The following is a 26,730-nucleotide window of genomic DNA, read 5'->3' on the forward strand; positions in this document are numbered from 1 at the left end:
TATGTATTAAAGGGGAAATGAAAATGGCTGGACAAATTCGTATGTCACCAGAGGAGCTTAAATCAAAAGCGGCTCGATATGGACAAGGTGCAAATCAAATTGAGGACATTTTAAGTCAACTACAAAACTTGCAAAATGAATTAAGAGGAGAATGGGAAGGTCGTGCTTTCGAAGGTTTTGATCAACAGTTCAATGAATTAAAGCCAAAAGTACAAAACTTTGCACAGCTATTACAAGAAATTAATATGCAGCTGAATAAAACTGCAGAAGCTGTTGCTTCTCATGATGAAGAATTATCACGTAATTTCGGTTTGAAATAAAAATTGTCATAATCTATATAACAAGCATTTCAAATGAGCCATACAGCTTATATTGTATGGCTCATTTGATTGCATGCCTAGAGCGAGTGATATTGATAGGGATATATATTTTATGAGATTTCTTTGATGCGTTTGGAAAACTTATAGAAAGGGTTTGAAAGAATGGGACAATTTCAAAGTAATTTACAAACAGCAACGCAAATTGCTACGAAAATGGAATCAGCCTCTGATAGGATTCAAAGTGTAACAACTCGTTCTATAACAAAGGCGACGCGTACAACATTATCTGTTAACTTCAAAGCACAAGAAGCGAATCAACAAATGTTAGACTTGACGAAACAATTTTCCGCTGCCTTTCAACAAGCGGTTGATAATATTCATTCGGTATCTAATGAATTTGAGAGAATGGATAACGAACTTCACAATACTTTTCGCTAATGTGACAACCTACGTAAAGTAAAATAGTAGGAGGAAAAAGATGAGTCAAGATATTGAAAAACAAATTAATCAAGTAAATCAAAAGTTACGAAGTGTATTTGAAGAACAAGACCGAAATCAATCTGCGATTCAAGCTCAAGAACAAGCGGAAGCAGATTTTTATGAATGTAGAAGTCGAAATCGTCGTTTGTTTGATCGAATTTTAGGAACTTGGCATGGTGATAGAGAAATGTCCCAGTTTTTTATGAATACGTATCAAGATGCACAACATATTGAACGAAAAGTCACATTTGAATTGGAAAACAAAAAAGAAACGTTGCTTAAAGAAAGACGAGACCTTAATGATTTAGAAAACGCCCTTTCCTATCAACAACAACAATTAACAAGGGAGGTCAATGCATGAGTTTAAATATGTATTTGGGAGAGGTACGAAGCCAAACTCAAAGCATGAATGCTGTATGTACCGCTACTATTCAAGGTATGGAACAAGCCATTCAGTCGATTGACGCTTTTGCAGTTGATACTGTTTTACAAGGGCAAACATATAGTAGTGCAAAAGCATTTTTTGTACAAACCTTTCGACCTTTGGCACAAGGAATCATTTATTTGTGTGAAGAATTAATCCGTCAAAATGATGCTTTTCCAAGTGACTTTCAATCACAGGTAGCTCAGGCAGATGTAATTGAACACGAGATATTAGAACAAATTCGGGAAATTGACCGAATGAAAACAAGTATGGAAGCTGTCAATCAAGCTATGCCAATGCCGGGTATGGATGCCATGGTAAATCTTTTTATTGTTATGAGGCAAAAACTGCAAGAAAAGCTGGATCATTTGTATCAATTCAATCAGAACTCTAGTAATAATTATAGTACAGCACTTCAATTAGCAGCTAGTATTGCTGCAGGTCTTGCGGAAGTTCAAAGTGGGAAAGGGTTTAGTCCTGCAAGTGGTACATTTAGTATGCAAGGGTTGAATATGGAATGGACAACTTCAATTCAAGCGATTACAGAAGAGAGGGCACGACAAGCTGCCAATTCAATTGAAGAAGGTGAAATGTGTGGTAAGCTACCTGAAAAATCTACTGGTGAAAAAATTTGGGACGGTATTGTAGATGGTACGGGACAAGCAGTTAGCGATACAATAGACGGAATAAAAGCTTTAGGAGATTGGGAAACGTGGGAAAACATGGGGAACGCTGCTTTGCACCCTATTGATACCCTCAGTACGATGTATAATGTATTGTCAGATTCATTTATTAATGATGTAATAAATGGAGATGCTGAAAGTCGTGCTAAATGGGGAAGTTATGCTTTAACACAAGTTGGATTAGGACTTATTGGTGATAAAGGATTAAGTAAAGTATCGAAGGTAGCAACTACTGCAAATCTAACAAAATTCTCAGAAGGTATTTCGTCTGTTTCGAATCATTTACCATTGAAAGAACGATTTGCATTCGCAGGTACTAGTGGTTTTGGTAGCAATCAGATAAAAACATTTGAAGTTTTACAAGAAGCCCGTGATACATTTATGTTTTCTGAAACTGGTGGAAGAAGTAGAGTTAAAGGTGTACAAGAAGTAATAAAAGATTATGCGGATAAAGTTCTTGATAGAGTTGAAGTGAAAAATGAGTATCCTGATTCGTATACAGCATCTAAAATATTACGTGAAGAACTTAAGGATGCAGGGATTGAACCACCCCCATATTCTAATGCAGCACATCATCTAACACCTTGGAATGATAGTAGGGCAGAAAAGGCACAAAAATTATTAAAGGAATTTGGGATAGACCATGATTCGGCGGCTAATGGAGTATTTTTACCTTATAAAGTTAATAAATACGTGACTACTGAAGTCTTACACATAGGAAAGCATAGTTCAGAGTATATACTTGAAGTAGAGAGAGTATTAAGTCTTGTTAAGAAACGGGGCGGTACTCAAGAAGATGCTGTTGACGCCTTACATGATATAAGAGAACGTTTATTGAATGGTGAATTAAAATTAAATAAACCGAAGAAAGAGTAATCTTATAATAGAAAAATAACAAAGGAGAGTAAAAATGAAAATTTGGGAATTAAAGAGTTCATTTGATGACTATGAATCCTTTCAACTATTGAACTTAGAAGAAGATTCTAAAAAGTATTTTGAAGGGAAAATTGACTCGGCAGTAAAAGCATCTGATTCATGGGGAGAAATACGTATTAAATGTGTAGAAGAAGGAAATCAAAGTGATTTGCCTCATTTTTGGGGAGAAGTTGGTACGCCAATGGTTAGTGGGAAAGCTAAAAAATTTTTAGAGTCTATACTTGGTGATAATGTAGAATTTCTTCCCCTAATTCATGATGTGACGGGAGAAGTGTATTATATAATTAACGTTTTAAATGCACTAGATGCTATTAACTATGAGAAAGCTATACTAAAGAAACTACGTTCTGGCTTAGTAATAGATTTCAAAAAATACGCATTCTTACCTAATATGGTTAAGAACCAAACAATATTTAAAGTTTACTTAAATGAAATATTACATATTCCTTCCGTTTTTGTATCAGATGAATTTAGAAATACAGTGTTAGAAAGTGATTTAAAAGGTTTTGAATTTATCGAGGTATGGGATTCAGAAGCAAACATGTAAAAGAAAGTCCTAAAATAATTGATAGGAGTTAGTGACATGGATGTAAAGGATTTAAAAATTCTAAGAATGTTAAACAATTATGAGGGAAATGAAAAAGAAATTTTTGAACTGATTCAAGCTGAAGCAATGGTGAAATTTATATGTGGAAAAATATGATTTTGGAAATTGGAGATATATTGAAAAGTGTTAATTATAAGCTGAATATACCCGCAACGGATACTGAAGTTCAAAGATTAAGAGAACATGTAAAAGAGAAATTTAATGTTGATTTACCGAGGGAATACGAAGAGTTTCTTAAAACTGTAAATGGTTTAGACTTTGATGGACTGGTACTTTACGGAGTTGATTCTTCTTTACTAGAAACAAAAAAAGATGAACATATTTGCGGTTTTATAGACACGAATGAGATTTGGTATGAAAATGAATTTCAAAAAGAGTATCTTTTCTTTGGCGATTCAAATATTGCGTGGTTTTGTAAGAGCTTATCAGACGGTACTTATTTAGAACTTGATAAACCATCAGGTACGGTAATGAACACATATAATGATTTTAATACAATGCTTGAGGAAGCGTTAAAAATAACCCTTCTTTAATAGGGGGTATTAAAAATTATGTTTAATTTTTTAAAAGAATATGTTGTAGCAGACAGAAGTGTCCGTTCTAAACAAAAACCTATTTTCTATCCTATATATCAAGGTGAGATAGATGAGGCAGAAAGCTTATTACAAATGGAACTTCCAAAAGAACTGAAACGCTTTTATCAAGAAATAGGTTGTGGTTTTTTTAAGTCTGATACAAGAACGTTTTTCAACAGATTTATGGACCCGATTTCAGTTGCAGATTTCCGTTTAAGGCAAGATATTTATGAATATAATCCAAACCTAGATGATGATTCATTAGTGTTTTTTGAAGTAACAGAACTTAACTTTTTAACAATTAAATTTAAAGAGGAAAATGAATTAGGTCAATGTCCTACTTACTCTGAAGATGAGAAAATAGCGGATTCTTTAGAAGAATTTTTAATTAAAATGGATGAAAATCCTGACTATTATATTTAATCTTTTTAAGACTTGCATTAAGGTGTAGCATTTGAAAAATATCTAATCATGAGTAAAAAAGCTTATGTATAACCTGCATAAGCTTTTTTAATGTCCATAATAGGTAAAAAGTATCAAAAACATTCACCATTAAATCACTTGAAAGTTTAAAGCGACTCCTAAATTAGAAAATCATATTAAAAATATAGATCCCTCTGTTCCAAGAAGGAGAGGTATTGGTGGAGCACACAACAGTGAAGAGTTCTTTAAAAACGATATAAAAATAGTCAGTGAATCACCTTCAAAAATTCCAGGTGTAAAAACAGTAGAATACAATATGCCTAAGTTAAATATGGATGGCACTCCTACAGGAGAGTATGGAAATAAAGTATTCACAAAAACCATTTATGATCCTAAAATTATAAGTGATAAGGAATTTATTAACCGTGGAATTGAAGCAGCTAATGACGCTAAATTAAAAACTAGTGATGGAGTTCTTTCAAGAGAATGGACAGGTGTTGACAGTAAAGAGATAACTTGGAGAGGATACCATAAAGATGGAGAAATTTCTTCTTTTTTTCCAGAATAAATTAAAGATATACGAGGAGAGATATGTATGCAAAGAGAATTTAGATTAAAAGATGAGGATTTACTAGATTTAACTCATTTCCCTATACAAGCAGTGTTTAATATGGTAGATGATGAAAGATTTTTAAAGGTAATCAATTCAGTTTGTGAAGGAGTAGGATTTGGAGAGGAATATGGCGCATGTACTTTTCCAGGAGATTTGGATGAGTATGATATTGCCAATGGAGATTCATTTGAAGGTGTAGAATTTGCATTATACAGTGGTGATGAGGTAATAATTGATTATCAAACACTTTATCATTATTTAAAAAAAATGTGTGAGGATTATTCAAAAAAGTATCCAAACACAATTAAGAGATTAGAAGACAGTCTTAACAAATTTATTGAATTATACAATATTAATAGGTAGAGACTATTTATAACTTATCCAAAATCATTATAAAAGGTAGAATGTTTCATGATTAGAATTGATTATATGCTAATATTCAATAGAAAGATTTGATGTTTGAAAATTCGCGACAAAATCTCATAATATGTTTAGTAAAATTAACCGATTCATATTTTACTCATTATGTATTAAAGGGGAAATGAAAAAAACTTGGTCAACAGTAGCGGGGTGGTTTAATTAACATGAAAAAAAGTCTAAATTTTAATAAGAAAGCTTTTGCACATTATATGGCTCTTTATCCTGTAAATGAAATAAGAGTCCACGTAATTGTTCTTGTCCTTTTGGGGGCAGACGTGTTTGTTCTTTTGCCTGCATTTGCGAATCCTTTTCAATTACTCTATGTATATATAGTAACTCCTCCAGTTGTTTTTTTAAATTTGTGGGCGATATGGATTGCTATCAATCCTCGAAAACGACAATTACAATACACTCTATTTCGAGGAGTATATGGCACCATATGTTCAGTCGGATTATTGGTTATAACGCAAAAACTTGCCTATGAAGTGTTACAATTACAAACTCCCATCTATTTTATTCTTTCATTTGGTTTGTATAGTTTCGCTTTGTATTATTTTTATAAAAATCATATTGAAAAACTTCAGGAACCAAGAAAAAAATCAAAATCATCGAAAGGAACTGGTGGTGTAAAAGTAGCAGCTATTGCAGCGGGATTGGGGCAGTTAATTGCTAATATAATTCTTAGCATTGCAACACAACAGATGGGGGCAATTGTATTTATGTCTGCATGCACAGTGTTTTCGTTTGCTTTGTTTTATATGATTATAGAACTCCATAAGTATTATTATTTACGTAAGCATATAGAAGATGGAGGGAAAATACGTATAGGCTTTTAAAGAGGATTTGTTGCATTTCAAGTGTATAATTGCATTCTTCTTATGGAAGCCATTCACGAGGCTTATAGCAATAAAAGATGTATAAGTGGAAGATTATATTCTGGTAAAACATCTGAAGGAATGGAAATTAGGTTTGTTCTTATTGATGATAAGATTATAGCTGTTTATCCCGTGTATTAAAGAATGTGAGGTACTCAAAAATGAAAGTAACTAATCAGCCCATAGTTAAAAATGTAAGAAAATATAGAGGTAATTGCTAAGAAGCACTCCCCCTAAGTTTCAGATGAAATTAAATAATCGACTATTTATGCTTTAATATTTATATGTACACAATTGGGATAATTAGGGATTTACATTTAATATGTTTTAAGAAAGGGGAATGTTTTTTATATGGAAACTCCAGAAAATCAATTTAAACGTGCACTTAATCCTTGGTTCTCCATTTGGATAAAACCACGTGATACAATGAAAGAAATTTTTATATCCAAACCTAAGAATGTGTTTTTACTCATTTTACTAGGCTCATTCGTACAGACTTTAGATCGAGCATCTTCTAAAAATGTGGGGGATTCAATAAGTAGTCCAGTTTCAATAATCTCAATGGTTATATTCGGTACCTTCGTTGCTTTCTTAATTTATTATTTTTTGCTACCAGCGTTATTTAATTGGGTGGCAAAAAAACTTGGTGGACAAGGTACATTTGAAAAAACACGTTACTCAGTTGCCTATTCTTATATCCCTTACGTTTATTCTCTTATATTAGTTTGGGTGCCTTCATTTTTCTTGTTTGGGATAGAAAACTTTACGAGTGAGACACCGGAAATGGATAGTAGCATAACTTTAACGATTTTGTTTCTTATTTTTTCCATAATTGATATAGTTATTGGAATTTGGACAATCATTATTTCCTTAAAATGTTTAGGAGAAGCACACCAATTTTCAGCATGGAAAGCATTATTAACAATAATAATATCCTTTATGATTATCATTCTTCCTTTAGTAATAATAGTATTTCTTATAGTAGGGGTTACAATCTTTTAATAATTTATTTGCTTTTTATTTATCCAAACGTTTTCTACTTGCTGTTAGTAATTGTTACAGGGTGAACAGCCACATGATTCGGATGTTCCACTTGGCGAAGCGTATGACCTTTATGATCAAATTGATCGCTCGTTACGGCCTGTTTTTCTTATTATCAGTGTTAACAGGAATTTGTGAAGGCAAACTTGAAAATCAAAATATTAAACCATTAAAATCTTAGGGTAGCTGAGTAGATTGTCCTTGTTTGTCCCTTATTTTCCAATTGGAGGCTAATTATTACCAATTGGTTCTGTAGCTCTTATAGAAGAAATTAATCAACCTCTTATGATTTATGGAAGAAAGCAACAACAAGCTGATAATAAATTATGCGATTATGTTTCTTGTCCATATCCTCATGGTAATTTATTAAAAGAATATAATGTGTTTTTTAATCATAATCAAATAATTCATTTATTATTTAAGGGTTTCGAAACAGAGGATGAATTAGAATTAAGAAGTAAATTATCTGAGTTTTAGTGGAAATGGAGAAAATATAATATGGTTTTAGGAATTTCATATTCTGATATTTTTCGTATCATAATTATTGTTTTGGTTTTTTTCATTTTTTGGAGATTGAATACTTGGTATAATAAAAAATATAATGTTCCTAAGGTTTTTCAATGGTTTCCTAGAAGATGGGGAAAAAGAAAAGTTTCAGAGCATTTGTCTCAACTAGATAAAAAGTTAGAAGCTGAAGGTAAAGGTATCTGGGTTACAATCTATGCTATAGATTTGTACATTGTAACTATTCCTTGTACAGTAAAAAAATATAAATCTTAATACATATATGTTTATAAAAAAAGACCTTTTATTTTAAAATAAAAGGTCTTTTTTATGATGATTGAAATAGTAATTTTAAGTGAATTAAATTTGAAATGTATCAAGAATATTATCTTTTTCTTCTTTATTAATTCCAATATATTTCAGGGGGATGTGTGGTGTGCTATGGTTAAGAATTTCTTGTAACATAGCAACATCTTTTGTTTGTTTATAGAACCAATAGCCGAAGGTTTTTCGCATGGTGTGAGTACCAATGGATTCTACATTGGCAAAATCTCCGGCTTTTTGCAATTATTGATAATACGTGTTTTTTCGTCATACAAAAACCCCTACATATAAGTAGAGGTTTTTAAATTATATCTTAATGAATTATGCTTTTTTAGATAAAGCAAATCGAGTTCAGATAAACGAAGAACATAGAATACATAATTTTAACTAGATTTATTATTAACTAAACTATCCCCACCACCAAGCTCCGCCTCAATTTGCGAAGTCTTCGATGACTCATCCATACGCCAATACGTAATAAAGCTGATCGCGATACATCCAGCTACGTAGAAGTAGAATAGTGATTCCATTCCGATACTCTTTAGCCATAATGCGATGAATTCTGCTGTTCCGCCGAATATCGCAACTGTTAGTGCATATGGTAAACCTACGCCAAGTGCACGAATTTCAGTTGGGAAGAGTTCTGCTTTTACAATTGCGTTAATGGATGTGTAGCCAGTAACGATAATAAGTCCGACCATCATGAGTAAAAATGCTACCATTGGTTCTGTCGTTTTTTCTAGGAAGAAGAAGATCGGCGCTGTTAGTAATGTTCCGAGAATACCGAATGCCATTAATAGTGGGCGGCGTCCAATTTTATCGGATAGTAGTCCCGCAATTGGTTGAAGTACGACGAAAATAAGTAGTGCGACAAAGTTAATCCAACTTACAACTTCTTTCGGAAGGCCGACTGTGTTTACCATGAACTTTTGTAAATATGTTGTGTACGTATAGAATGCGACAGTGCCACCTAATGTTAGGCCGACTACTGTTAATACTGCTTTGGGATGTTTCATAAGAGCGCGAACGGTTCCTGCGCTTTCTCGTTTTTGTGATTTTATGTTTGAAAACTGCTCCGACTCATCCATCGTGCGGCGAAGCCATAATACAGCTACTGCGCCCATCGCTCCAATAATGAATGGAATACGCCATCCCCAAGCTTTCATATCTGGTTCGCTTAGTAATTGCTGAAGAACAATTTGAACGCCTAACGCAACCATCTGTCCAGCAACGAGCGTTACATATTGGAAACTTGAATAAAAACCACGGCGTCCACTACTAGCCATTTCAGATAAATATGTTGCGGAAGTTCCGTACTCTCCCCCGAGTGATAACCCTTGTAGTAAACGGGCAAGAACTAAAATAATTGGCGCCATAATGCCGATACTTTCGTAACTAGGTGTACAGGCGATAATTAAAGAACCACCGGCCATAACTGTAATCGAAAGTGTTAATGCTGCCCGACGTCCGTGCCGATCTGCATAGCGTCCCATTAATAAACTTCCGATAGGGCGCATTAAAAATCCAACTGCGAAAATAGCCGCTGTGTTCAGTAACTGGCTCGTTGGATCTCCTTTAGGAAAGAACTCTGCTGAGAAGTAAACAGCGAAAGCAGAGTAAACGTACCAGTCATACCATTCAATTAAATTGCCGACAGAACCTTTGAAAATATTGCCGGCGACTCGATTAGATTTTGCTTGAGCCATACTAATTCCTCCTCTTGCTTAGTAATAAAATGATAATTATGAAAGCGTGTTCATTATAGTTGAATTGTACTGTCTGTAGAATAAAATCTCAATATTATGACAATTTTATTCTTTTTGTACTTTATGTACATGGATATTTTTAATAGTTGCTTCATTTTCAGTTTTGTCATAATAATAGAAAAAGGAGATTGATAGTTTTGAATATTTTATCAAAGGATATGAAATATGAAGAAATCACGCAAAGTATCATTGCAAACGAAAATAGTAAGCTTAATTATTACGTTAATTTTATTTGTCGTTCTCCTATTAGCAGGAATATTTGTTTACATTCAGTCCGTTGATACGAAACGTCAAGTGGAACAGCTAGCACTGCAAACGGCTAAATCTCTTTCTTTTATGCCAGCTATAAAAGATGCTTTTCAATATAACGAACATAAAAGTAGCATTCAATCCATTGCGGAACAAGTTCGTGAGCAAGCTGGTGCGGATTATGTAATTGTGGAAGATCGCTATGGGGTTATGTATTCCCATTCTAATTCTGAGTTGATTGGAACAAAGAGTAACAACCCGTATAACTATGAGGCACTCACTTTTGGAGGGTACTATACGCTTGAAGGAAATGGTGAAAGTGGTCTAGCCTTAATGGCAAAGGCACCTATTATTGTTCATAACGAAGACTACGATCAAGTAGTAGGCGTTGTAACAGTAGAGTTTTCAATAAAAGGTATCGAATATAACATATTAAGCAGAACGAAAGAAATTATCCTCTTTTCCTTAGGTGTATTACTAGCTGGAATCATTGGTGGCATTCTTTTAGCACGTAGTATTCGTAAAGATACACTCGGTTTAGAGCCGAATGAAATCGCAGCGCTATACCGGGAACGAAGTGCAATACTACTATCTATAAAAGAAGGAATTATCGCCATTGATCAAAATGGCCTTATCACGATGATGAACACCTCGGCAGAAGAAATGCTGCATGTACATGATGATTATATGCAGCGGCACATTTCAAAAGTTTTACCAGAATTTCATATGGAGAGAGTACTAGAAAACGATCAAGAAATCGCGTTTCAAGATAAAGTGTTTATTTTAAATAGGACACCAATACTCGAAAATAACAGTACGGTAGGCGTTGTATGTAGTTTTAGAGATAAAACAGAACTGCAAAACTTAGTGAACACAATATCTGAGGTAAGAAAGTATTCAGAGGACTTACGTGCTCAAACGCATGAATTTACAAATAAACTTTTTGTTTTATCAGGATTACTTCAGTTAGGGCATTACAAAGAAGCGATTGAATTTATCCAGCAAGAATCTAATATTCATCAAAGCCAAAATCATATTTTATTCCATCAAATTCTTGATGCAAAAGTACAAGCTATTTTATTGGGGAAAATCGGAACAGCGTCTGAGAAGAAAATTGATTTTCATATTGAAGGTGATAGTGCGCTTCAACCGTTACCAGATCATATAAAAGTTTCGCACCTTATTACGATCCTTGGAAACATAATCGACAATGCATTTGATGCGGTGAATGAACGAGAGGAAAAGAATGTTTCCTTCTTTGTTACGGATATTGGGCACGACATTGTGTTTGAAGTAATAGATAGTGGAGCAGGGATACCAGTTGAAAAAATCACGACCATTTTTCAAAAAGGATTTTCAACGAAAGGAAATGATCGTGGTTACGGGCTAGCGAACGTAAAAGAAATGGTAGAACTACTCCAGGGAACAATTGAAATTCAAAACGAGAAAAACGGGGGAGCGATTTTTACAATTTACCTTCCGAAAACATTGAAAGAAAGTACATGACAAACAGGGGGGATGGGCATATGTTGAAGGTTGCAATTGCAGAAGATGATTTCCGCGTCGCGCAAATTCAGGAAGAGTTTTTATCAAAAATAAAAGACGTAAAAGTGATTGGAAAAGCATTGAACGCGAAAGAAACGATGGAATTACTACAAAGGGAAGAAATCGATTTACTTCTATTAGATAATTATTTACCAGATGGGATCGGTACGGACTTATTGCCGAAAATCCATGCAGCCTTTCCAAACGTTGACGTTATTATGGTTACTGCGGCAAATGAAAACCATATGCTAGAAAAAGCAATTCGAAACGGCGTAAGTAACTACCTTATAAAACCGGTCACGTTAGAAAAATTCGTTCGCACCATTGAAGACTATAAAAGAAAGAAGCAACTATTACATAGTAACAATGAAGTGAATCAAGCACTTATCGATAACTTCTTCGGCATTTCGCAAACACAAGACATAAAAAACTTACCGACAGGTGTGGACCCGTTAACACTACAAAAAGTGAAAGGGATTATAAAAGGATTCGAAGAGGGCATTACAATAGAAGAAATGGGAGAACAAATGGGGGCCTCCAGAACAACCGCAAGAAGATATTTAGAATACTTAGTAGCGACAAACGAATGCACAGTAGATTACACATACGGCATTATCGGACGACCAGAACGAAAATATCGAATAGGACGAGGACTATGAAGAAGCGATTATTACTATGTATATGGATCATGACAGGAGTAATAGCTGGTTGTTCCTCGGAAAAATCCCATACGAATACAGTGAACATCGACAAAGTAGAAATCGTTGCGCCGAACGTTCAAGGAGCAGGCTGGGACTTAACAGCGCGGGCGATGCAAAAAACGCTCACAGAAGAAAAAATCTTCACAAAACCAATCACAGTCACAAATAAAGTAGGCGGCAGCGGTGATGTCGGATGGAAATATACGAAACAAAAAGGCGGTCACGTACTGGCGATTAACTCAAGCTTACTCATAACGAACAACCTACTAGGCCACAGTAAACTAACATATAAAGACTTCACGCTGCTCGCGACACTCGCATCGGACTGGGAAGTTGTTGTCGTATCAAAAGAATCAAACATAGAAAACGCAAATCAACTAATGGAACAACTAAAACAAGACAAGAAAAACTTCAAAATCGGCGTTGCACCAGGCCTAGGAAACGACGATCACCTATCATTCGTACAAGTAAGCAAAGCATTCGGCATAAAACCTGCCGAACTACAATTCTTCGTCTACGAAAACAAAGAAAAAATCATAAACGCCCTAACGAACAAACAAATCAGCGCCGCAACCATGACCCTATCCGAAGCCGAAAAACAATACAAAGCCAGCAAAATAAAAATACTAGCCGTATCCGCACCAAAACGGCTAGACCGACTACCAGAAATCCCAACATGGAAAGAACAAGGGATCGACGTCATCTTCCAGCACTGGAAAGGAATTATGGGACCGAAAGATATGACAGAGGAAGAGGTTGCTTATTGGGATAGTGTGATTAAGAGGATGGTTGAGAGTGATAGTTGGAAGGGGATTTTGAGGGAGCGGGGTTGGAATTCTTATTATAAGGATAGTGGGGAGAGTAGGTTGTTGTTGGAGCAATGTGATTTTAGGTATGAGGAAATGCTGAAAAAAGAGAATTAAGAGGGAAGTATTCAATCGGGCTTTATTTTTGTAGTTACTTCTATATAATATAAAAGAGATGAGAGTGTTAGGCTAATGACATTAAAAGGGCTAGATAGGGTTAGATAAAATCTAGCTTACTGATTAAAAATATATTAGTCGTTAAAAGATATACAAGGCATTTTTCAGTCTATAAAGTGTGGAAACATAAAGTATAGAGTTTCTGTGAGATTTAAGGAGGACATAATGAAAAAAAATATTTATGTTGTTGGAGCAGTAATTGTCCAAGATGAGAAAATTTTATGTGCACAAAGAGGGCCATCTAAATCGCTACCTCTTATGTGGGAATTTCCAGGTGGGAAAATAGAAGAGGGAGAAACACCTCAAGAGGCGTTAAAGCGTGAAATTGATGAAGAAATGCATTGTAGCGTGCAGATTGGTGAGCAAATTGATTATACAGCCTATGAGTATGATTTTGGTATTGTTCATTTGAAAACTTTCTATTGTAAACTTGTTGAAGGAAGTCCGGTTCTAACTGAGCACGTAGCAATTAAATGGTTATATCCGAATGAACTAGCAGCTTTAGAATGGGCACCTGCGGATATCCCAACTATTGAGAAATTATCAAAAGAATCGCTTGTAAAGTAATTTGATTAAAAACTATTCGTTTTATGCGGATAGTTTTTTTATTGTAATAAATTTGCACTTTAAATCAGTGAGTAATACAATTAGTATAAAAATTTGTCATAAATGGTGATCATATGGAGAATTTCATTCAAAAGTTAGAAGGGTCTTTATATAAAGGATTTATTAATCAAAAACATAATCATCCTGGAATATATAAGCCTAAATTATTAGTAAACAATACGAAGAAAAATGAAAATGTTTTAAGCTCATTGCTGGAAGAGCTTGAAAATAGTACAGCCTTTATTTTTTCGGTGGCTTTTATTACGGAAAGTGGGCTAGCGACTTTAAAGTCACATTTCCTTGATCTTAAACAAAAAGGGATTAAAGGACGTATATTAACATCTACATTTTTAAATTTTAATACACCAAAAGTGTTTAGAGAATTAATGAAACTTGAAAATGTAGAAGTAAGATTAACAAACTTATCTGGTTTTCATTCAAAGGGGTACATATTTGATAATAAAACACATTGTTCATTAATTGTCGGTAGTTCAAATCTGACTGCGCATGCTTTGAAGGTAAACTATGAATGGAACGTCAAGTTAACATCGCATGAAGATGGAGAGATAGTACAGCATTTTAAAAAACAATTTGAAGAAGTCTGGGGAAATTCCCAAATTTTAACTGAAGAGTTGATTGCAAATTACGAAACAATATATGAACAAGTTGCAGAAAATAAGTTGCTAGATCGAGTTATAGAATTACCTGGTCAATATCATAATGCAATTGAAGAAGCGTTGAAAATTACGCCAAATAAAATGCAACAAGCTGCATTAAAAGAAATACAAGCTATTCGAGACGCTGGAGAAGCAAAAGGCTTAGTCATTTCCGCAACAGGAACGGGGAAGACATATCTTTCAGCATTTGATGTTAGAAATTTTGCACCTAAACGGATGCTGTTTATTGTTCACCGAGAGCAAATATTAAATAAAGCAAAATCAGATTTTCAAAAGGTTCTTGGCGGAGCCGATGAGGATTTTGGGATTTTATCAGGATCAAATAAGCAAGTGCATGCTAAATATTTATTTGCGACGATCCAAACTATTTCAAAAGAGGCCACTTTACACCAATTTGATCCTGAGCTATTCGATTATATTTTAATAGATGAAGTTCATAAAGCTGGTGCTAGTTCTTATCATAGGGTTATTGATTATTTTAAACCGAAATTTTTAATGGGAATGACTGCTACACCTGAACGTACAGACAACTTTAATATTTATGAGCTATTTGACTACAATATTGCTTATGAAATTCGTTTGCAAGAAGCACTTGAAGAAGATATGCTTTGTCCTTTTCATTATTTCGGAGTTACTGATTTTGAATATAATGGTGAAAAGATAGATGACACAACTGCTTTATCTAAACTTGTTACGGAAGAGCGAGTGGATCATGTAGTTGAAAAAGTAAAATACTATGGTTATTCTGGTGAGAAAGTAACAGGATTAATGTTTTGCAGCCGAAAAGATGAGGCAGAACAATTATCATATGCCTTAAATAATAGAGGTTTTCGCACATTTGCATTAACCGGTGATCATTCCCAAGAGGAAAGAGAACTGCGAGTGAATCAATTAGAAAATGGCATACTGGATTATATTCTAACGGTAGATATTTTTAATGAAGGAATTGATATTCCAAGTGTGAACCAAGTTGTTATGTTGAGACAAACTCAATCAAGTATTATCTTTATACAGCAACTGGGGCGTGGACTTCGAAAACACGACTCGAAAGATTTTGTTACAATCATTGATTTTATTGGAAATTATAAAAACAACTATTTAATTCCAATCGCCCTTTCAGGAGATAGATCACAAAATAAAGACAATATACGTAGATATACAAATGATACGAGTTATATTAAAGGTATTTCAACAGTTAACTTTGAAGAGATAGCGAAAAAGCAAATTTTTAAAGCGATTAATAATAGTAATTTAACAGCAATGAAAGTATTAAAGGAAGCTTTTGCTGAGTTGAAAAATAGAATAGGAAGAACTCCATATCTATATGACTTTATAGTAAACCATTCTATTGATCCAGTTGTACTGGCAGAAGGATATTCGAACTATTATCAGTTCTTATTGAAAATGAAAGAAGATGTCCCTGCCTTAACAGAGTACGAAAATAAAGTTTTAACGATGTTTTCATTGGAAGTATTGAATGGAAAACGTAAAAACGAAATTGTTTTATTAGAATTGTTACTAAAGCAAGAAAAAGTTGATAAAGATGAGTATATAAAGCAACTTGAAGAATCTAATTGCTTAACAGATGATGATACGATTACTTCTGTACAACGAATTTTTGAATTAGAATTTTTCTTGCAAAACAGCCAAAAGAAATATGGAGAAAAGCCAATTCTCTCTTTACAGGACGATAAGGCGTATATGTTTAATGATTCTATCCGAAAAAGCTTAGAACAAAATGAATACTTTAAGCGTATGGTTATGGACATTATTAAAAGTGCAAGGGAAAAGAGCAAAAACTATGAGTGTGATAGTAACCTTACTGTATATAAAAAATACTCAAGAAAAGATGTTTGTAAACTTTTAAATTGGCATAATGATGAGAGCTCAACTATGTATGGTTATAAGACAAAGTACTATACTTGTCCAATATTTATCACATACCATAAAAATGATGAGGTAGAATCCAGTGTGGACTATGGTGATGAATTCCTTAATCAAGATGTTCTTAAATGGTATACAAGAAGTAATAGAACATTAAAATCAAAGGAAGTTCAAACAATTATTGATGCTAAAGAAAATAATATTGACGTCCATATTTTTGTGAAAAAAGATGATGACGAGGGAAGCGACTTTTACTATTTAGGAAAAGCGAGACCTGATAAAGCAAGTGTAGAACAAACTGAAATGCAAGATAAAAATGGAAAAGAACTACCGGTTGTTACGATGAACATGATTATGGAGAAATCGATGGATAATAAGCTTTATGATTATTTAAAGGATGGTAATGTTTTGTAGGTAGAGTAAGTTTTTAATACCAGCATGTCCTTAAAATGATTAAAGAGCAGTAGTAAATAAGGCTGTATCAAAATGGCATCGGGGGATGCTTGCTTTTGATATGGCCTTATTTATTAGAAAATAAAAAGAGGATATGACGATGATTAGAGAGCATTATTAGTGAATTAGAACGATATTTACAAATTCCAAACAGGAGTGCTTACTAAGCTGGTGGTTGTAAATCTTGCTCCTTTAGAAGTGTTGCACCTTTCGCATAATAATTGGAAATTTGAAGCGTCATTACTACCGTATACATCTAGCGGGATAATGTGGTCGAGATGTATAGTATTCTGTGTTCTTACTAAATTAGAAAGGTCACATCGACAAATTGATATGTTCCCTTTAAGGTAGACAGATTAAAAAATAAAAACTTGTCTACCTTAAAGTTTTTTTCTATGTCAAAAACCCATACTCTATGAAGTTTAAAAAGGAAGTGTTACTTGCTTATAAAACAGGAGAACGTATACTCCAATAAATCTGTTCAAAGTATAAAATTAAGATAGGATCGTTAAAAGAATGGATGCAGCGATGTGAAAGGATATAAGGAAGGGAAATCCAACTCATCATGATGTTCCAGTTACCGTGAAAGAATTTCTCCATTTAATACAGGAGATAACAAACTATTTTGATACACCTCAAAGCGATATAGAGGATATCATCAAAAAATTCTGAACTCCATTATTCGAATTCCCATGCCAACCTACAACAAACTAATCCGAAACAAAATCCCACAAATAATAAAAACCAATGGAAAAACACCCATAACAAGAATTCTACCCGAAGACGAATACATAAAAGAACTCTGAAAAAAAACACAAGAAGAACTAACCGAATACCTAGAAGTAAAAACAAAACCCTACAAACTCGAAGAACTATCAAACCTCCTAAAACTAATAAACCCCCTAACCAAACACGAAGGCACAACACTAAAAGAAATCAACAACATCCGCAAAAAGAAGGCAGAAGAAAGAGGTGGCTTCTCAGATCGAGTCTTCCTAATCGAAGTAACCGATAACTAACCCCTCCTAAGCCCCTTACAAGCCCCTACCAAGTAATAAATCACTAAGAAAAAACACAACAAAAACAAAAACAACAACAAACACCGTAGTAGGCGTCGAAAAAAATTTTGAAATAACACGCCAAAAACCTGGCCCTCCTTTCTATATATAGTACAAAGAGGGATTTTTCATTTTTGAATGGAGACAGGAGGAATTAGGATGGCGGTGTATCGTAATGTGCAGGTGAATTTTTGGCAGGATGATTTTGTATTGGATTTGACGCCGGAGGAGCGGTATTTTTATATTTATTTGTTAACTTGTTCGAAGACGACGCAGTGTGGGATTTTTCCTTTTCCGAAGCGGTTAGCTGAGATGGAGACGGGTTATAACCGGGAGACTGTTGATAAGCTTTTGCAGCGCTTCATTGATTATGGAAAGATCCTTTATGATGTGGAGACGCGGGAGTTATTCATTTTAAATTGGCTTCGTTATAATCCTGTGACGAATACGAATGTGGAGAAGTGTGTGCTCCGTGAGCTGAAGGGTGTGAAGAATAAGGAGTTTGTACATATGTTTCTTCAGAAGTGTGCGGAGGAGGAGCTGAATGTTCCGATGCTTTTAGCACATTTCGGTATGCCTAGTGATATGGATATGGATGATGTTAATCCAGTTTGCGAGGAAACAGTGGAAGAAGAGGGGATAGAGAAGGAAACGGGAAGTAAGGTGTTCACGTTTTATGAGCAACATTTTGGTAGTTTGTCTCCGTATACGGTAGAGGAATTGAATGCGTGGATGAATGATTTGTCAGAGGAGCTTGTGCTGAAGGCCCTTCAAATTTCGTATGAGAATAAAAATCGGAAGATGGCTTATGTGAAGGGGATTTTGAGGGGATGGCACGGGAAAGGATTTACGAAAGTGTCTGAGGTTGAGGCGGATACGGAAAGGTTTCGAAAGAAGGAGTCGTCTGTTAGTAGCGGAGAGACGGAGAATTTTTTGGCGAAGTGTGAGGAGTGGGAGAAGAATAAGCCGTCAGAGGAAGAGTTGCAGCGCTTTTTAGCGGAACGCGGGTGGCGGCCATGAGTATTCAAAATGTAGAGGCGGAAAAGACGGTGCTAGGTTCTCTATTACTTGATGGAGAGCTTATTAAGGAGTGCCGTTTGACGGAGCACTATTTTTCTATGCCCGTGCACAAGTCTATATTTCAGTTAATGCGAAAAATGGAAGAGGAGGGGCAACCGATTGATCTTGTGACGTTCATTTCTAGAGTAGATCCGAATTTTTTGAAGGGGATCGGGGGAATGGAGTATTTTATAGGATTAATGGATGGTGTGCCTGCGACTAGTAACTTTTCTTATTATGAGGGGCTTGTTCGAGGTGCCTGGAAAATGTATCAGGCGGGTGTTCTCGGGCACAAGATGGGAGAGCGTCTTATTGCGGAGAAGAATGAGAAAGTTATTGGTGAGACGATTACGGCACTTTGTGAGTTAGAGGAAAAGGACTGCGTATGTGAGTTTGATTTGAAGGATGCGTTAGTTGGTTTGTATGAAGAGCTTCATCAAGATGTGAAAGAAATTACAGGTATTGAGACTGGTTATACATCGCTAAATAAGATGACGTGCGGATTGCAGGAAGGTGATTTTATTGTCCTTGGTGCGCGCCCTTCTATGGGAAAGACTGCGTTTGCGTTAAATGTTGGACTGCATGCGGCGAAGTCTGGAGCGGCGGTTGGATTGTTTTCGTTAGAGATGAGTAGTAAGCAATTGTTAAAAAGAATGGCTTCTTGCGTAGGTGAAGTGTCAGGTGGTAGGCTGAAAAATCCGAAGCACCGTTTTGCGATGGAAGACTGGGAAAAGGTGAGTAAGGCGTTTGCGGAGATTGGTGAGTTACCACTTGAGATTTATGATCATGCAGGTGTTACGGTGCAAGATATTTGGATGCAAACTCGTAAGTTAAAGCGGAAGCATGGTGATAAGAAGCTTTTAGTCATTGTAGATTATTTGCAGCTTATTACGGGAGATCCAAAGCATAAGGGCAATCGATTTCAGGAGATTAGTGAAATTTCACGGAAGCTTAAGTTGTTAGCGCGTGATTTAAATGTTTGTGTAGTAGCATTGTCGCAATTATCTCGTTCTGTAGAGTCACGTCAAGATAAGCGCCCGCTTTTATCTGATTTAAGAGAGACAGGACAAATTGAGCAAGATGCGGATGTTATTATGCTTATGTATCGAGAGGATTATTATGATAAGGAAACGGTGCAGAAAGAGATGACGGAGATTCATGTGGCAAAGCATCGGAATGGGCCTGTGGGGAGTTTTAAGCTGAGGTTTTTGAAGGAGTTTGGGCGGTTTGTGGAGATTGGATGATAAAATAGAAGAAAGCATATAAAAAGGTAAAGGAGTGGTTACGGATGACAAAAGTAGGTCGTTTATATGAACAAGAGAAGCAAGAAGAAATTGATAAAGCACTTTCGGCAGCTGGAATGCTCTTTAAAGGAATGAGTGTAGAAGAAATAGCTAAAAAATTAGATGTAACAATTGAAAAGGTGAAAGAGTGGGAGAAGCGTTTATCTCATTAATCGCCGGGGTAATGGCAGCGTCTGTATAAATTTATACAAAAATAGCCGAATATTTACTATATAATAGTCGGCTATTTTTGTACGGAGAAGTTGTTAGGTTTAATACGCAAATCTTTTGGTTTGCTCTTGAATATGTTCCTCATTTCCCCATAAAGAAAGACTTTCTCTCTGCAGTAATCCATTGCTGCAAGTCATCTTGGCTACGTCGGACAAGTCGATTTACTAAAACATCATGCCATACATAATCCTCTAATAAGTATATATGGACGGGATCATCTGTATAAAAAGCAATATTACGCTCTTCAAGTGATGGTCCATAAATCATCTCTTTAGAATCTATTGATACAATAAACCAATGTTCTGTAGACAAGGTTTCTGTATAAGGTGTTATGCGATGGGCTTCTAGATTTTTAATGGGATTTTCAACATGCAGGGTAATACCTTGTATTGAAACTTTATCAGCTACTTCAGATAGATCTTCTTTTAATGCTTCATACATCTCATCCCACATTGAAATGACAATACGTCGTTCTGCTTTTTTTATTAATGCCTGACAATAGCTAATGATTGTTTGATTGTCTTTTAAAGTAATCACTCGATTATCCGTTTTTTCCTCGGAAGTTTCTAGTTTTTTTAATGAATCACTTATTCCTTCATATGTAGACTGCCATTCTGATTGCGCCTTCTGTAAAAAGATTTCAACAGGTAGAGGTGAATAGCGAGTGGTGTCATTTATTTCTTCTTTCATGACAATTCCTTTTTCTACAAGGTTACCTAAAATCTCATAAATTCGCGCTCTTGGGACACCCGAATCTTTACTCACTTGGTAGGCTGTGACAGGTCCTTGTTTAACAAGAGATACATAAGATTTAGCTTCATATTCATTGAAACCAATTTTTTTAAGCTGTTGCACTATGTAGTCCACTTTTTTCGTCCTCCGATGTTTGCTTTTATCCCGCATTAACGGGCAGTAAGACCCCCACCTCAAAATTCAGCGGAAGCAAAGAAGTTAGGTGGGGATCAACTGCCCGTAAAAGCCCGATTGGTTCAACTAATAATCAGTGGGGGATGAACAAACCCCCCACTGATTAAAGTTTCACTTTATATTTCAACGTTACAATAACTGTTTACATTTAGCAAATTATTAGTTACTATTCGAATAGTGACTAAAGGGGAGGTTAATAGTATGGATTTTTATTTAGACCCATCTGTATTAATGATTTTGATTGTTTTTGGATTTGTAGCTGCATTTATTGATTCAGTTGTAGGTGGTGGTGGACTCATTGCTTTACCAGCTTTATTATTTACAGGACTGAATCCAGCAAGTGCAGTAGCTACGAATAAACTAGCGTCGACAATGGGAAGTGCAACTAGTAATATTGTATTTTATCGTTCTGGTAATCTTGATTTGAAATCGGCGTTTAAATTAGTTCCGCTCACTTTCATAGGTTCCATAATAGGGGCATGGACCGTTCATTTAATGAATCCAGAAGTACTGAAGCCATTGATGTTGATTATGCTTGGTGCGGTCGCTATTTATACGATATTCAAAAAGGATTGGGGTAGTATTTCCACTCATAAGAAATTGTCTGGTCGACACGTCATTATTTTTACCTTTTTTATTTTTGCTATTGGTTTTTATGATGGATTTCTAGGTCCTGGAACAGGTTCGTTTTTAATGTTTTCTCTTTTATTTATTGGGTATGATTTTTTAAAAGCAGCAGGTAATGCGAAGCTTCTTAATTTAGGAAGTAATGTTGGTGCATTGTTGATGTTTATGTATGTAGGGCAAGTAAACTATGCATATGGTTTTATAATGGGGATTGCTCAAATTGCTGGAGGGATTGTTGGCTCCAAATTCGCTATAAAAAAAGGAAGCGGGTATGTTCGTGCTCTTTTCATTACAGTAACTTGTTTATTGTTAGCGAAAAATCTGTATGACTATATTCAGTAAGTAATTAAAGAACGTAGAAAAGGTTAAATGCGCAGATTACATAAAATATAAGAAGACACTAGGGAGAAAATTCCTTTTAACGTTTTTTAGATGCTACCTTATTTGAAGATAGCATCTAAAAAGAAAATCTAATTGAAGAGAATGAAAATAATATAAACTCATATTTTTCTATGTAAAACTTCATTTATTTTGTTTACATAATATCTTTACAATCATTTAATAAAATATATGTAACTGCATATTGTGAGGGTGGGTGGTTATCCCTTCTTTCCATTTGGAAGGAAAGGGGGTGATAATATGGAGTTTTTGTTTGACCTTGTAAAAGAATTTGTAAAAGCGACTGTACGTGAAGTTTCAGCGTATTTTTTGCGGAAGCAACTTCTGGGTAAGGACAACAAAAAACCCACTCCGCGCCGTAGGAAGCAAAAGGGTGGGTTTCGTAAAAAATAGTAACGTGTAATAACCACCACCCTATACGGTAGCAGTTAAGGAAGAGATGTTAGCGCATCTCTTCTTTTTATTATATGCCAATTTATTCGCTGTTACACTTATATAGTATTCTACGGAAAATATATCATATTCCTATTTTGTGGTCAATTTGATCCCGCTTTAACGGGCAGTAACACCCCCACCTCAAAATTCAGTGGAAGCAAAGAAGTTAGGTGGGGGTCGGGCTGTCCGTAAAAGTCCGATTGGTGAGGGCTGATAATCAGTGGGGGATGAACAAAACCCCCCACTGATTAAAGTTTCACTTTATTGCATGATTGAAAAGGTGTAGTCTTATTCCTTTTCAAACTGAAAAATATCCCGATTAATAAGTTGATGGAGATACCTATCCATTTCAGCAGCAGAAACTTTTCTTTCACTTTTAAACCACCATGCGCTTAATGAGGTGATTGCCCCTGAATAAAATTCAATGATTAAATCATTGGGCATCGTATGATTTTTGTGCAGTTGATTTAACGCTTCTATTTCTTGTTTTCTCGTTTCGTGACTTAAATGCTGTGTCCGGTTAATAAATTGTTCATCAGACATTTGCGTTTCTAATATTTTACCGATTTCTTCATGGTGTAGAAATTGTTCCATTACTTGAAATGGTTTACTTAATCGATCTGAAACCGGTATTTCAGCAATCATCTTGCTATATCGTTTAAATCCAAATGTTAATAAAGCATCTTTATCTTCGAAGTGTTTATAAAAGGTTGTTCGGTGTACCATTGCGCGGTCACATATTTGGTTAATCGTGATCGTACTATATTTCTGTTTTGATTGCGTCATTAATTCAAATAAGGAATCCCACAGTAATTTATGTGTACGTCTAATACGTAAATCAAGTTGTTTTTCACTATCGTTCATCTACAATTCTCCTTTTTTGTAGATTAAATATACAGTGACTGAAAATTGATTCTCCCTTTTTAATCTACATATGTATATTATATTACATGTGTTCCGGTGTATTTAAAGTTTTTTAAGTAAGAAACAGGAGGAGAATCTGTAAATGAATATGACAACTAAGAGCCTTGTAAGTGGCAAAGTTGATACTTCTAATTTGAAACATACCCCCATTTTAATTGCATTACTTTTAGGTGCAATGGTTGCATTATTAAATGAAACATTACTTGGTAATGCGTTAACAGTATTAATGAAAGAATTTGACGTAACAGCTTCAACGATTCAATGGCTTTCTACAGCTTACATGTTGGTGGTTGGGGTTTTAGTCCCAATTACAGCGTTACTTCAGCAATGGCTCACAACGAGACAAATGTTTTTGATTGCTATGGTAACGTTTTTAGTCGGTACATTAATTGCGGGATTCGCACCGACATTTTCCGTTTTATTAGTCGGCCGTATCGTCCAAGCTGTAGCGACGGGGTTAATTACACCGTTATTAATGAATACGATTTTAATCATTTGTCCACCTGAAAAACGTGGTGCGACAATGGGATTAATCGCACTTGTGATGATGGCAGCTCCGGCAATTGGTCCTACATTATCTGGAGTAATTGTGGATTCATTAAATTGGCGCTGGTTATTCTATATTGTTATTCCTATCGTGATCATTTCCATTATGATTGGGATGAAGTACATTCAAAATGTTTCAGAGTTAACAAGGCCAAAAGTAGATTACCCATCTATCCTTTTATCGACATTAGGATTTGGCGGGCTTGTGTATAGCTTTAGTGCATCGGGTGATTTAGGATGGTCCGATACGAAAGTGTATGGCGCTTTAATTGTTGGGCTTATCTCATTATGTATTTTTGCCGTTCGACAATTGAAAATTGAGAATCCAATTTTAGAATTACGAGCATTTAAAGTTCCGATGTTTACATTATCAGTTGGATTAATTGTCATTGTGATGATGTCGCTATTTTCAACGATGACTTTATTACCGATGTTCCTGCAAACCGTTTTACTCGTTACAGCTTTTAAATCAGGAATTATCATGCTTCCGGGAAGTGTTATTAGCGCCATAATGGGACCAATCGCAGGTAAACTATTTGATAAATTTAGTCCGAAAGTTATTATCGTTCCCGGCATTGTCTTAGTAGGAATTGCAATGTTCTTATTTAAAGGCATTACTCCTGATACATCAATGGTACAAATTATTGTCATGCATAGCGTATTAATGGTTGGACTCATGTTTGTCATGACAGCACAAACATACGGTTTAAATCAATTAACACCAGATTTATATCCGCACGGAACAGCACTATTTAGTACGTTGCAACAAGTAGCTGGTGCAATTGGTACAGCTATCTTTATTTCGAAAATGTCTTCAGGAACAACTAAGTATATGGAAAGCTCCGCAAATCCACTGGATCCATTAGAGAAGTTAAACGGTTTAACGTCAGGGTTCCAAGGTGCATTTGCACTTGGGTTAATCTTTATTATTGTTGCATTTATCGTATCGTTATTCTTAAAAGAAGAGAAAGAAGGAGTAAAGGCAGCGAGGGTTTTACAGAACGAACGTTAAGGTTTATATAAAAAAGACATCTTTCCCTAGAAAAGATGTCTTTTTTATATTTTTTTCGTAACACTTGTTTTGGGTGTCTTTATACATAAGAATTGGTATGTAAAATATTTGTATTTTTTGAACATGAATAATTATTGAGAATAACGATGCAAAGCCGTACTAATAACTAAAAGTCCAATAATGAGAGAAAGTGTTCTTATAATAAGTTCTGCCACTAATAGTTCACCAAATGATTTAGTGACATCGTATATAGATCCTGTTATGAGAATAGGTGCGATCATGATTATAATTCCAATTATTATTTGAAGAAGTAGATTGATGTTTTTATTCAAGACAATCACCTCCAAAAAAATAGGGAATGAGAATATGATTTTTTTGTATTATAAAATGATTATATCGTATTACATTAGACGATGAGAATATTTTTAAATAGTAGAAATTAGAGACTCTTCAATAAAAAGGAATTAAATATGGTATTATTTAGTTAAGATATTTAAACGAAGACAGGGGAAATGAAGATGGACAAGAAGCTAACGTATTGGCTAGCATCTATTATAGGGGTAGTAGTACTTGCAACTGGTATGACTTATGGAATATTACAGTTTGCTGAAGTCCCAATGGGGAGTGAGGACCATGTTTTTGCAGAGGTTAATAAAGAAGACATACTATCGAATGAAGCAGAAGTGAAAGGTTCAAATGCACAACTTCACATTACAGTAACTTCTACTGAAGAAGAAGTTATTTCAGCTATGCATAGCATGACTCATCAAAAAGTAAAAGCGTGTGAAGGAAAGGGAGCAACCCCTATGTCCAAAAAGAATGCAGAGAAAGTAAGAAATATTCTAAACGGAAACAATTTCAAGAACAAAGAAGAGCTATTAGCAATTACTGAAAGATGGGCAAATAGAGATTTTAGTAAAATTGTAGAAGAACATAACTATTTTATTAAACTTCAAGGTGGCGTGATAGGTGAAGCTACAGTGATGGATAAGGTAGACGAGCAAGTATTCTGTCTCAATACTTTCGGTGATGATGTAACGGCCGCATTAATTAAATCAGGAGATCTTCAAGCGCTATAAGGTGTTTTTTCTTTGATATAAAGAAAGCCTCAAGTATTCATATACTTGAGGCTTTTCCAAT

Annotated in this window: 31 protein-coding genes and 3 pseudogenes; 28 read left to right on the plus strand and 6 right to left on the minus strand. The window is 35.0% G+C overall.

Going from position 1 to position 26,730, the window contains the following annotated elements; translation table 11 throughout:
* Positions 1 to 23 precede the first annotated feature (23 nt).
* The 14 genes from CN409_RS10310 to CN409_RS10385 all read left to right on the plus strand — a co-directional run bounded on the left by CN409_RS10310 (position 24) and on the right by CN409_RS10385 (position 8,177).
* Positions 24 to 320: a WXG100 family type VII secretion target gene (locus CN409_RS10310; protein ID WP_000918588.1), complete on the plus strand. Its 297-nt coding sequence runs from the start codon at positions 24 to 26 to the stop codon at positions 318 to 320.
* 162 nt (positions 321 to 482) lie between these two features.
* Positions 483 to 758 (plus strand): TIGR04197 family type VII secretion effector, encoded by a 276-nt coding sequence (locus CN409_RS10315; RefSeq protein WP_000529661.1) that lies wholly within the window; start codon positions 483 to 485, stop codon positions 756 to 758.
* 40 nt (positions 759 to 798) lie between these two features.
* On the plus strand, positions 799 to 1,161 hold the full coding sequence (locus CN409_RS10320) for a DUF3958 family protein (protein ID WP_000076127.1): 363 nt from the start codon (positions 799 to 801) through the stop codon (positions 1,159 to 1,161).
* Positions 1,158 to 2,783, plus strand: coding sequence for an AHH domain-containing protein (locus CN409_RS10325; protein WP_063675024.1), 1,626 nt, complete (start codon positions 1,158 to 1,160; stop codon positions 2,781 to 2,783). Before CN409_RS10320 ends, CN409_RS10325 begins: the two co-directional genes overlap by 4 nt.
* 34 nt (positions 2,784 to 2,817) lie before the next feature.
* Complete coding sequence (locus CN409_RS10330) at positions 2,818 to 3,390, plus strand: imm11 family protein (RefSeq protein ID WP_000707085.1); 573 nt, start codon at positions 2,818 to 2,820, stop codon at positions 3,388 to 3,390.
* A gap of 140 nt (positions 3,391 to 3,530) precedes the next feature.
* On the plus strand, positions 3,531 to 3,983 hold the full coding sequence (locus tag CN409_RS10340) for a YrhA family protein (protein WP_000265800.1): 453 nt from the start codon (positions 3,531 to 3,533) through the stop codon (positions 3,981 to 3,983).
* 18 nt (positions 3,984 to 4,001) lie between these two features.
* A complete protein-coding gene (locus CN409_RS10345) occupies positions 4,002 to 4,448 on the plus strand; it encodes an SMI1/KNR4 family protein (protein ID WP_086389952.1) in 447 nt (148 codons plus the stop codon).
* A gap of 316 nt (positions 4,449 to 4,764) precedes the next feature.
* Positions 4,765 to 5,016: a CdiA family toxin C-terminal domain-containing protein gene (locus CN409_RS10355; protein WP_002114738.1), complete on the plus strand. Its 252-nt coding sequence runs from the start codon at positions 4,765 to 4,767 to the stop codon at positions 5,014 to 5,016.
* Positions 5,017 to 5,043: 27 nt separating this feature from the next.
* Positions 5,044 to 5,424: a ribonuclease toxin immunity protein CdiI gene (cdiI, locus tag CN409_RS10360; protein WP_086389951.1), complete on the plus strand. Its 381-nt coding sequence runs from the start codon at positions 5,044 to 5,046 to the stop codon at positions 5,422 to 5,424.
* 221 nt (positions 5,425 to 5,645) lie between these two features.
* Complete coding sequence (locus CN409_RS10365) at positions 5,646 to 6,317, plus strand: hypothetical protein (RefSeq protein ID WP_086389950.1); 672 nt, start codon at positions 5,646 to 5,648, stop codon at positions 6,315 to 6,317.
* Positions 6,318 to 6,707: 390 nt separating this feature from the next.
* Positions 6,708 to 7,358 carry a Yip1 family protein gene (locus CN409_RS10370; RefSeq protein ID WP_086389949.1) on the plus strand — a complete coding sequence of 217 codons (651 nt, stop codon included), beginning with the start codon at positions 6,708 to 6,710 and terminating at the stop codon, positions 7,356 to 7,358.
* Positions 7,359 to 7,431: 73 nt separating this feature from the next.
* Positions 7,432 to 7,578, plus strand: coding sequence for a hypothetical protein (locus CN409_RS31755; RefSeq protein ID WP_000620647.1), 147 nt, complete (start codon positions 7,432 to 7,434; stop codon positions 7,576 to 7,578).
* 104 nt (positions 7,579 to 7,682) lie between these two features.
* Positions 7,683 to 7,874 carry a DUF4176 domain-containing protein gene (locus CN409_RS10380; RefSeq protein ID WP_042866487.1) on the plus strand — a complete coding sequence of 64 codons (192 nt, stop codon included), beginning with the start codon at positions 7,683 to 7,685 and terminating at the stop codon, positions 7,872 to 7,874.
* A 21-nt stretch (positions 7,875 to 7,895) separates the two neighbouring features.
* The gene (locus CN409_RS10385; protein WP_000242739.1) at positions 7,896 to 8,177 is read left to right on the plus strand and encodes a hypothetical protein; all 282 of its coding nucleotides are present in this window, start codon (positions 7,896 to 7,898) and stop codon (positions 8,175 to 8,177) included.
* A gap of 84 nt (positions 8,178 to 8,261) precedes the next feature.
* On the opposite strand, the pseudogene CN409_RS10390 reads toward CN409_RS10385, so the two are convergent.
* Together CN409_RS10390 and CN409_RS10395 are read right to left on the minus strand one after the other, a co-directional pair.
* Positions 8,262 to 8,468 (minus strand): annotated as a pseudogene (locus tag CN409_RS10390) (tyrosine-type recombinase/integrase); the annotation flags it as partial.
* A gap of 140 nt (positions 8,469 to 8,608) precedes the next feature.
* Positions 8,609 to 9,931, minus strand: coding sequence for an MFS transporter (locus tag CN409_RS10395; RefSeq protein WP_086389948.1), 1,323 nt, complete (start codon positions 9,929 to 9,931; stop codon positions 8,609 to 8,611).
* A 225-nt stretch (positions 9,932 to 10,156) separates the two neighbouring features.
* On the opposite strand from CN409_RS10395, the gene CN409_RS10400 reads away from it, so the two are divergent.
* From CN409_RS10400 to CN409_RS10420, 5 genes are all read left to right on the plus strand, one after another.
* Positions 10,157 to 11,746 (plus strand): ATP-binding protein, encoded by a 1,590-nt coding sequence (locus CN409_RS10400; RefSeq protein ID WP_000749665.1) that lies wholly within the window; start codon positions 10,157 to 10,159, stop codon positions 11,744 to 11,746.
* A 20-nt stretch (positions 11,747 to 11,766) separates the two neighbouring features.
* Complete coding sequence (locus tag CN409_RS10405) at positions 11,767 to 12,444, plus strand: response regulator (protein ID WP_000921548.1); 678 nt, start codon at positions 11,767 to 11,769, stop codon at positions 12,442 to 12,444.
* Complete coding sequence (locus CN409_RS10410) at positions 12,441 to 13,409, plus strand: tripartite tricarboxylate transporter substrate binding protein (RefSeq protein ID WP_000746639.1); 969 nt, start codon at positions 12,441 to 12,443, stop codon at positions 13,407 to 13,409. The genes CN409_RS10405 and CN409_RS10410 overlap by 4 nt, the downstream gene beginning before the upstream one ends.
* Positions 13,410 to 13,634: 225 nt before the next feature.
* On the plus strand, positions 13,635 to 14,036 hold the full coding sequence (locus CN409_RS10415) for a (deoxy)nucleoside triphosphate pyrophosphohydrolase (protein WP_000739609.1): 402 nt from the start codon (positions 13,635 to 13,637) through the stop codon (positions 14,034 to 14,036).
* Positions 14,037 to 14,149: 113 nt separating this feature from the next.
* A complete protein-coding gene (locus CN409_RS10420) occupies positions 14,150 to 17,050 on the plus strand; it encodes a DEAD/DEAH box helicase (RefSeq protein WP_074789482.1) in 2,901 nt (966 codons plus the stop codon).
* A gap of 176 nt (positions 17,051 to 17,226) precedes the next feature.
* On the opposite strand, the gene CN409_RS10425 is transcribed toward CN409_RS10420, so the two are convergent.
* Positions 17,227 to 17,424 carry an HNH endonuclease gene (locus CN409_RS10425; RefSeq protein WP_080018653.1) on the minus strand — a complete coding sequence of 66 codons (198 nt, stop codon included), beginning with the start codon at positions 17,422 to 17,424 and terminating at the stop codon, positions 17,227 to 17,229.
* Positions 17,425 to 17,641: 217 nt separating this feature from the next.
* On the opposite strand from CN409_RS10425, the pseudogene CN409_RS32805 reads away from it, so the two are divergent.
* The 5 genes and pseudogenes from CN409_RS32805 to CN409_RS31760 form a co-directional block, all read left to right on the plus strand.
* Positions 17,642 to 17,758: pseudogene (locus tag CN409_RS32805) on the plus strand (MerR family transcriptional regulator); the annotation flags it as partial.
* A gap of 23 nt (positions 17,759 to 17,781) precedes the next feature.
* A pseudogene (locus CN409_RS10430) lies at positions 17,782 to 18,108 on the plus strand (nucleoside triphosphate pyrophosphohydrolase).
* A 198-nt stretch (positions 18,109 to 18,306) separates the two neighbouring features.
* The gene (locus CN409_RS10435; RefSeq protein ID WP_086390190.1) at positions 18,307 to 19,167 is read left to right on the plus strand and encodes a DnaD domain-containing protein; all 861 of its coding nucleotides are present in this window, start codon (positions 18,307 to 18,309) and stop codon (positions 19,165 to 19,167) included.
* Complete coding sequence (dnaB, locus tag CN409_RS10440; RefSeq protein ID WP_098848978.1) at positions 19,164 to 20,450, plus strand: replicative DNA helicase; 1,287 nt, start codon at positions 19,164 to 19,166, stop codon at positions 20,448 to 20,450. The genes CN409_RS10435 and dnaB overlap by 4 nt, the downstream gene beginning before the upstream one ends.
* 44 nt (positions 20,451 to 20,494) lie before the next feature.
* On the plus strand, positions 20,495 to 20,662 hold the full coding sequence (locus CN409_RS31760; RefSeq protein WP_000169783.1) for a hypothetical protein: 168 nt from the start codon (positions 20,495 to 20,497) through the stop codon (positions 20,660 to 20,662).
* A 139-nt stretch (positions 20,663 to 20,801) separates the two neighbouring features.
* Here CN409_RS31760 and CN409_RS10450 read toward each other — a convergent pair whose 3' ends face one another.
* Positions 20,802 to 21,587 carry a TrmB family transcriptional regulator gene (locus tag CN409_RS10450; RefSeq protein ID WP_098900001.1) on the minus strand — a complete coding sequence of 262 codons (786 nt, stop codon included), beginning with the start codon at positions 21,585 to 21,587 and terminating at the stop codon, positions 20,802 to 20,804.
* A 261-nt stretch (positions 21,588 to 21,848) separates the two neighbouring features.
* Between CN409_RS10450 and CN409_RS10455 the strand changes: the two genes are divergently transcribed.
* Positions 21,849 to 22,616, plus strand: coding sequence for a TSUP family transporter (locus CN409_RS10455; RefSeq protein ID WP_000348456.1), 768 nt, complete (start codon positions 21,849 to 21,851; stop codon positions 22,614 to 22,616).
* A 297-nt stretch (positions 22,617 to 22,913) separates the two neighbouring features.
* Positions 22,914 to 23,066 carry a hypothetical protein gene (locus tag CN409_RS31765; protein WP_000394757.1) on the plus strand — a complete coding sequence of 51 codons (153 nt, stop codon included), beginning with the start codon at positions 22,914 to 22,916 and terminating at the stop codon, positions 23,064 to 23,066.
* Positions 23,067 to 23,396: 330 nt separating this feature from the next.
* On the opposite strand, the gene CN409_RS10465 is transcribed toward CN409_RS31765, so the two are convergent.
* Entirely contained in the window at positions 23,397 to 23,972 is a 576-nt protein-coding gene (locus tag CN409_RS10465; protein ID WP_000999971.1) for a TetR/AcrR family transcriptional regulator, read from the minus strand.
* A 142-nt stretch (positions 23,973 to 24,114) separates the two neighbouring features.
* On the opposite strand from CN409_RS10465, the gene CN409_RS10470 reads away from it, so the two are divergent.
* Positions 24,115 to 25,590, plus strand: coding sequence for an MDR family MFS transporter (locus CN409_RS10470; RefSeq protein WP_097981500.1), 1,476 nt, complete (start codon positions 24,115 to 24,117; stop codon positions 25,588 to 25,590).
* 131 nt (positions 25,591 to 25,721) lie between these two features.
* On the opposite strand, the gene CN409_RS31770 is transcribed toward CN409_RS10470, so the two are convergent.
* A complete protein-coding gene (locus CN409_RS31770; RefSeq protein ID WP_001038824.1) occupies positions 25,722 to 25,922 on the minus strand; it encodes a hypothetical protein in 201 nt (66 codons plus the stop codon).
* Between the two features lie 186 nt (positions 25,923 to 26,108).
* Between CN409_RS31770 and CN409_RS10480 the strand changes: the two genes are divergently transcribed.
* Positions 26,109 to 26,669 (plus strand): PRK06770 family protein, encoded by a 561-nt coding sequence (locus CN409_RS10480; protein WP_000358712.1) that lies wholly within the window; start codon positions 26,109 to 26,111, stop codon positions 26,667 to 26,669.
* Positions 26,670 to 26,730: the final 61 nt, after the last annotated feature.

It is taken from the genome of Bacillus sp. AFS012607 (assembly GCF_002558005.1).
Classification (GTDB): Bacteria; Bacillota; Bacilli; order Bacillales; family Bacillaceae_G; genus Bacillus_A; species Bacillus_A thuringiensis_S.

Bases quoted from the DNA above. Each gene is read 5' to 3' on its own strand.
- CN409_RS10310 (WP_000918588.1), top strand. From the start codon at position 24: ATGGCTGGACAAATTCGTATGTCACCAGAGGAGCTTAAATCAAAAGCG.
- CN409_RS10315 (WP_000529661.1), top strand. From the start codon at position 483: ATGGGACAATTTCAAAGTAATTTACAAACAGCAACGCAAATTGCTACG.
- CN409_RS10320 (WP_000076127.1), top strand. From the start codon at position 799: ATGAGTCAAGATATTGAAAAACAAATTAATCAAGTAAATCAAAAGTTA.
- CN409_RS10325 (WP_063675024.1), top strand. From the start codon at position 1,158: ATGAGTTTAAATATGTATTTGGGAGAGGTACGAAGCCAAACTCAAAGC.
- CN409_RS10330 (WP_000707085.1), top strand. From the start codon at position 2,818: ATGAAAATTTGGGAATTAAAGAGTTCATTTGATGACTATGAATCCTTT.
- CN409_RS10340 (WP_000265800.1), top strand. From the start codon at position 3,531: ATGTGGAAAAATATGATTTTGGAAATTGGAGATATATTGAAAAGTGTT.
- CN409_RS10345 (WP_086389952.1), top strand. From the start codon at position 4,002: ATGTTTAATTTTTTAAAAGAATATGTTGTAGCAGACAGAAGTGTCCGT.
- CN409_RS10355 (WP_002114738.1), top strand. From the start codon at position 4,765: ATGCCTAAGTTAAATATGGATGGCACTCCTACAGGAGAGTATGGAAAT.
- cdiI (WP_086389951.1), top strand. From the start codon at position 5,044: ATGCAAAGAGAATTTAGATTAAAAGATGAGGATTTACTAGATTTAACT.
- CN409_RS10365 (WP_086389950.1), top strand. From the start codon at position 5,646: ATGAAAAAAAGTCTAAATTTTAATAAGAAAGCTTTTGCACATTATATG.
- CN409_RS10370 (WP_086389949.1), top strand. From the start codon at position 6,708: ATGGAAACTCCAGAAAATCAATTTAAACGTGCACTTAATCCTTGGTTC.
- CN409_RS31755 (WP_000620647.1), top strand. From the start codon at position 7,432: ATGATTCGGATGTTCCACTTGGCGAAGCGTATGACCTTTATGATCAAA.
- CN409_RS10380 (WP_042866487.1), top strand. From the start codon at position 7,683: ATGATTTATGGAAGAAAGCAACAACAAGCTGATAATAAATTATGCGAT.
- CN409_RS10385 (WP_000242739.1), top strand. From the start codon at position 7,896: ATGGTTTTAGGAATTTCATATTCTGATATTTTTCGTATCATAATTATT.
- CN409_RS10395 (WP_086389948.1), bottom strand. From the start codon at position 9,931: ATGGCTCAAGCAAAATCTAATCGAGTCGCCGGCAATATTTTCAAAGGT.
- CN409_RS10400 (WP_000749665.1), top strand. From the start codon at position 10,157: ATGAAGAAATCACGCAAAGTATCATTGCAAACGAAAATAGTAAGCTTA.
- CN409_RS10405 (WP_000921548.1), top strand. From the start codon at position 11,767: ATGTTGAAGGTTGCAATTGCAGAAGATGATTTCCGCGTCGCGCAAATT.
- CN409_RS10410 (WP_000746639.1), top strand. From the start codon at position 12,441: ATGAAGAAGCGATTATTACTATGTATATGGATCATGACAGGAGTAATA.
- CN409_RS10415 (WP_000739609.1), top strand. From the start codon at position 13,635: ATGAAAAAAAATATTTATGTTGTTGGAGCAGTAATTGTCCAAGATGAG.
- CN409_RS10420 (WP_074789482.1), top strand. From the start codon at position 14,150: ATGGAGAATTTCATTCAAAAGTTAGAAGGGTCTTTATATAAAGGATTT.
- CN409_RS10435 (WP_086390190.1), top strand. From the start codon at position 18,307: ATGGCGGTGTATCGTAATGTGCAGGTGAATTTTTGGCAGGATGATTTT.
- dnaB (WP_098848978.1), top strand. From the start codon at position 19,164: ATGAGTATTCAAAATGTAGAGGCGGAAAAGACGGTGCTAGGTTCTCTA.
- CN409_RS31760 (WP_000169783.1), top strand. From the start codon at position 20,495: ATGACAAAAGTAGGTCGTTTATATGAACAAGAGAAGCAAGAAGAAATT.
- CN409_RS10455 (WP_000348456.1), top strand. From the start codon at position 21,849: ATGGATTTTTATTTAGACCCATCTGTATTAATGATTTTGATTGTTTTT.
- CN409_RS31765 (WP_000394757.1), top strand. From the start codon at position 22,914: ATGGAGTTTTTGTTTGACCTTGTAAAAGAATTTGTAAAAGCGACTGTA.
- CN409_RS10465 (WP_000999971.1), bottom strand. From the start codon at position 23,972: ATGAACGATAGTGAAAAACAACTTGATTTACGTATTAGACGTACACAT.
- CN409_RS10470 (WP_097981500.1), top strand. From the start codon at position 24,115: ATGAATATGACAACTAAGAGCCTTGTAAGTGGCAAAGTTGATACTTCT.
- CN409_RS10480 (WP_000358712.1), top strand. From the start codon at position 26,109: ATGGACAAGAAGCTAACGTATTGGCTAGCATCTATTATAGGGGTAGTA.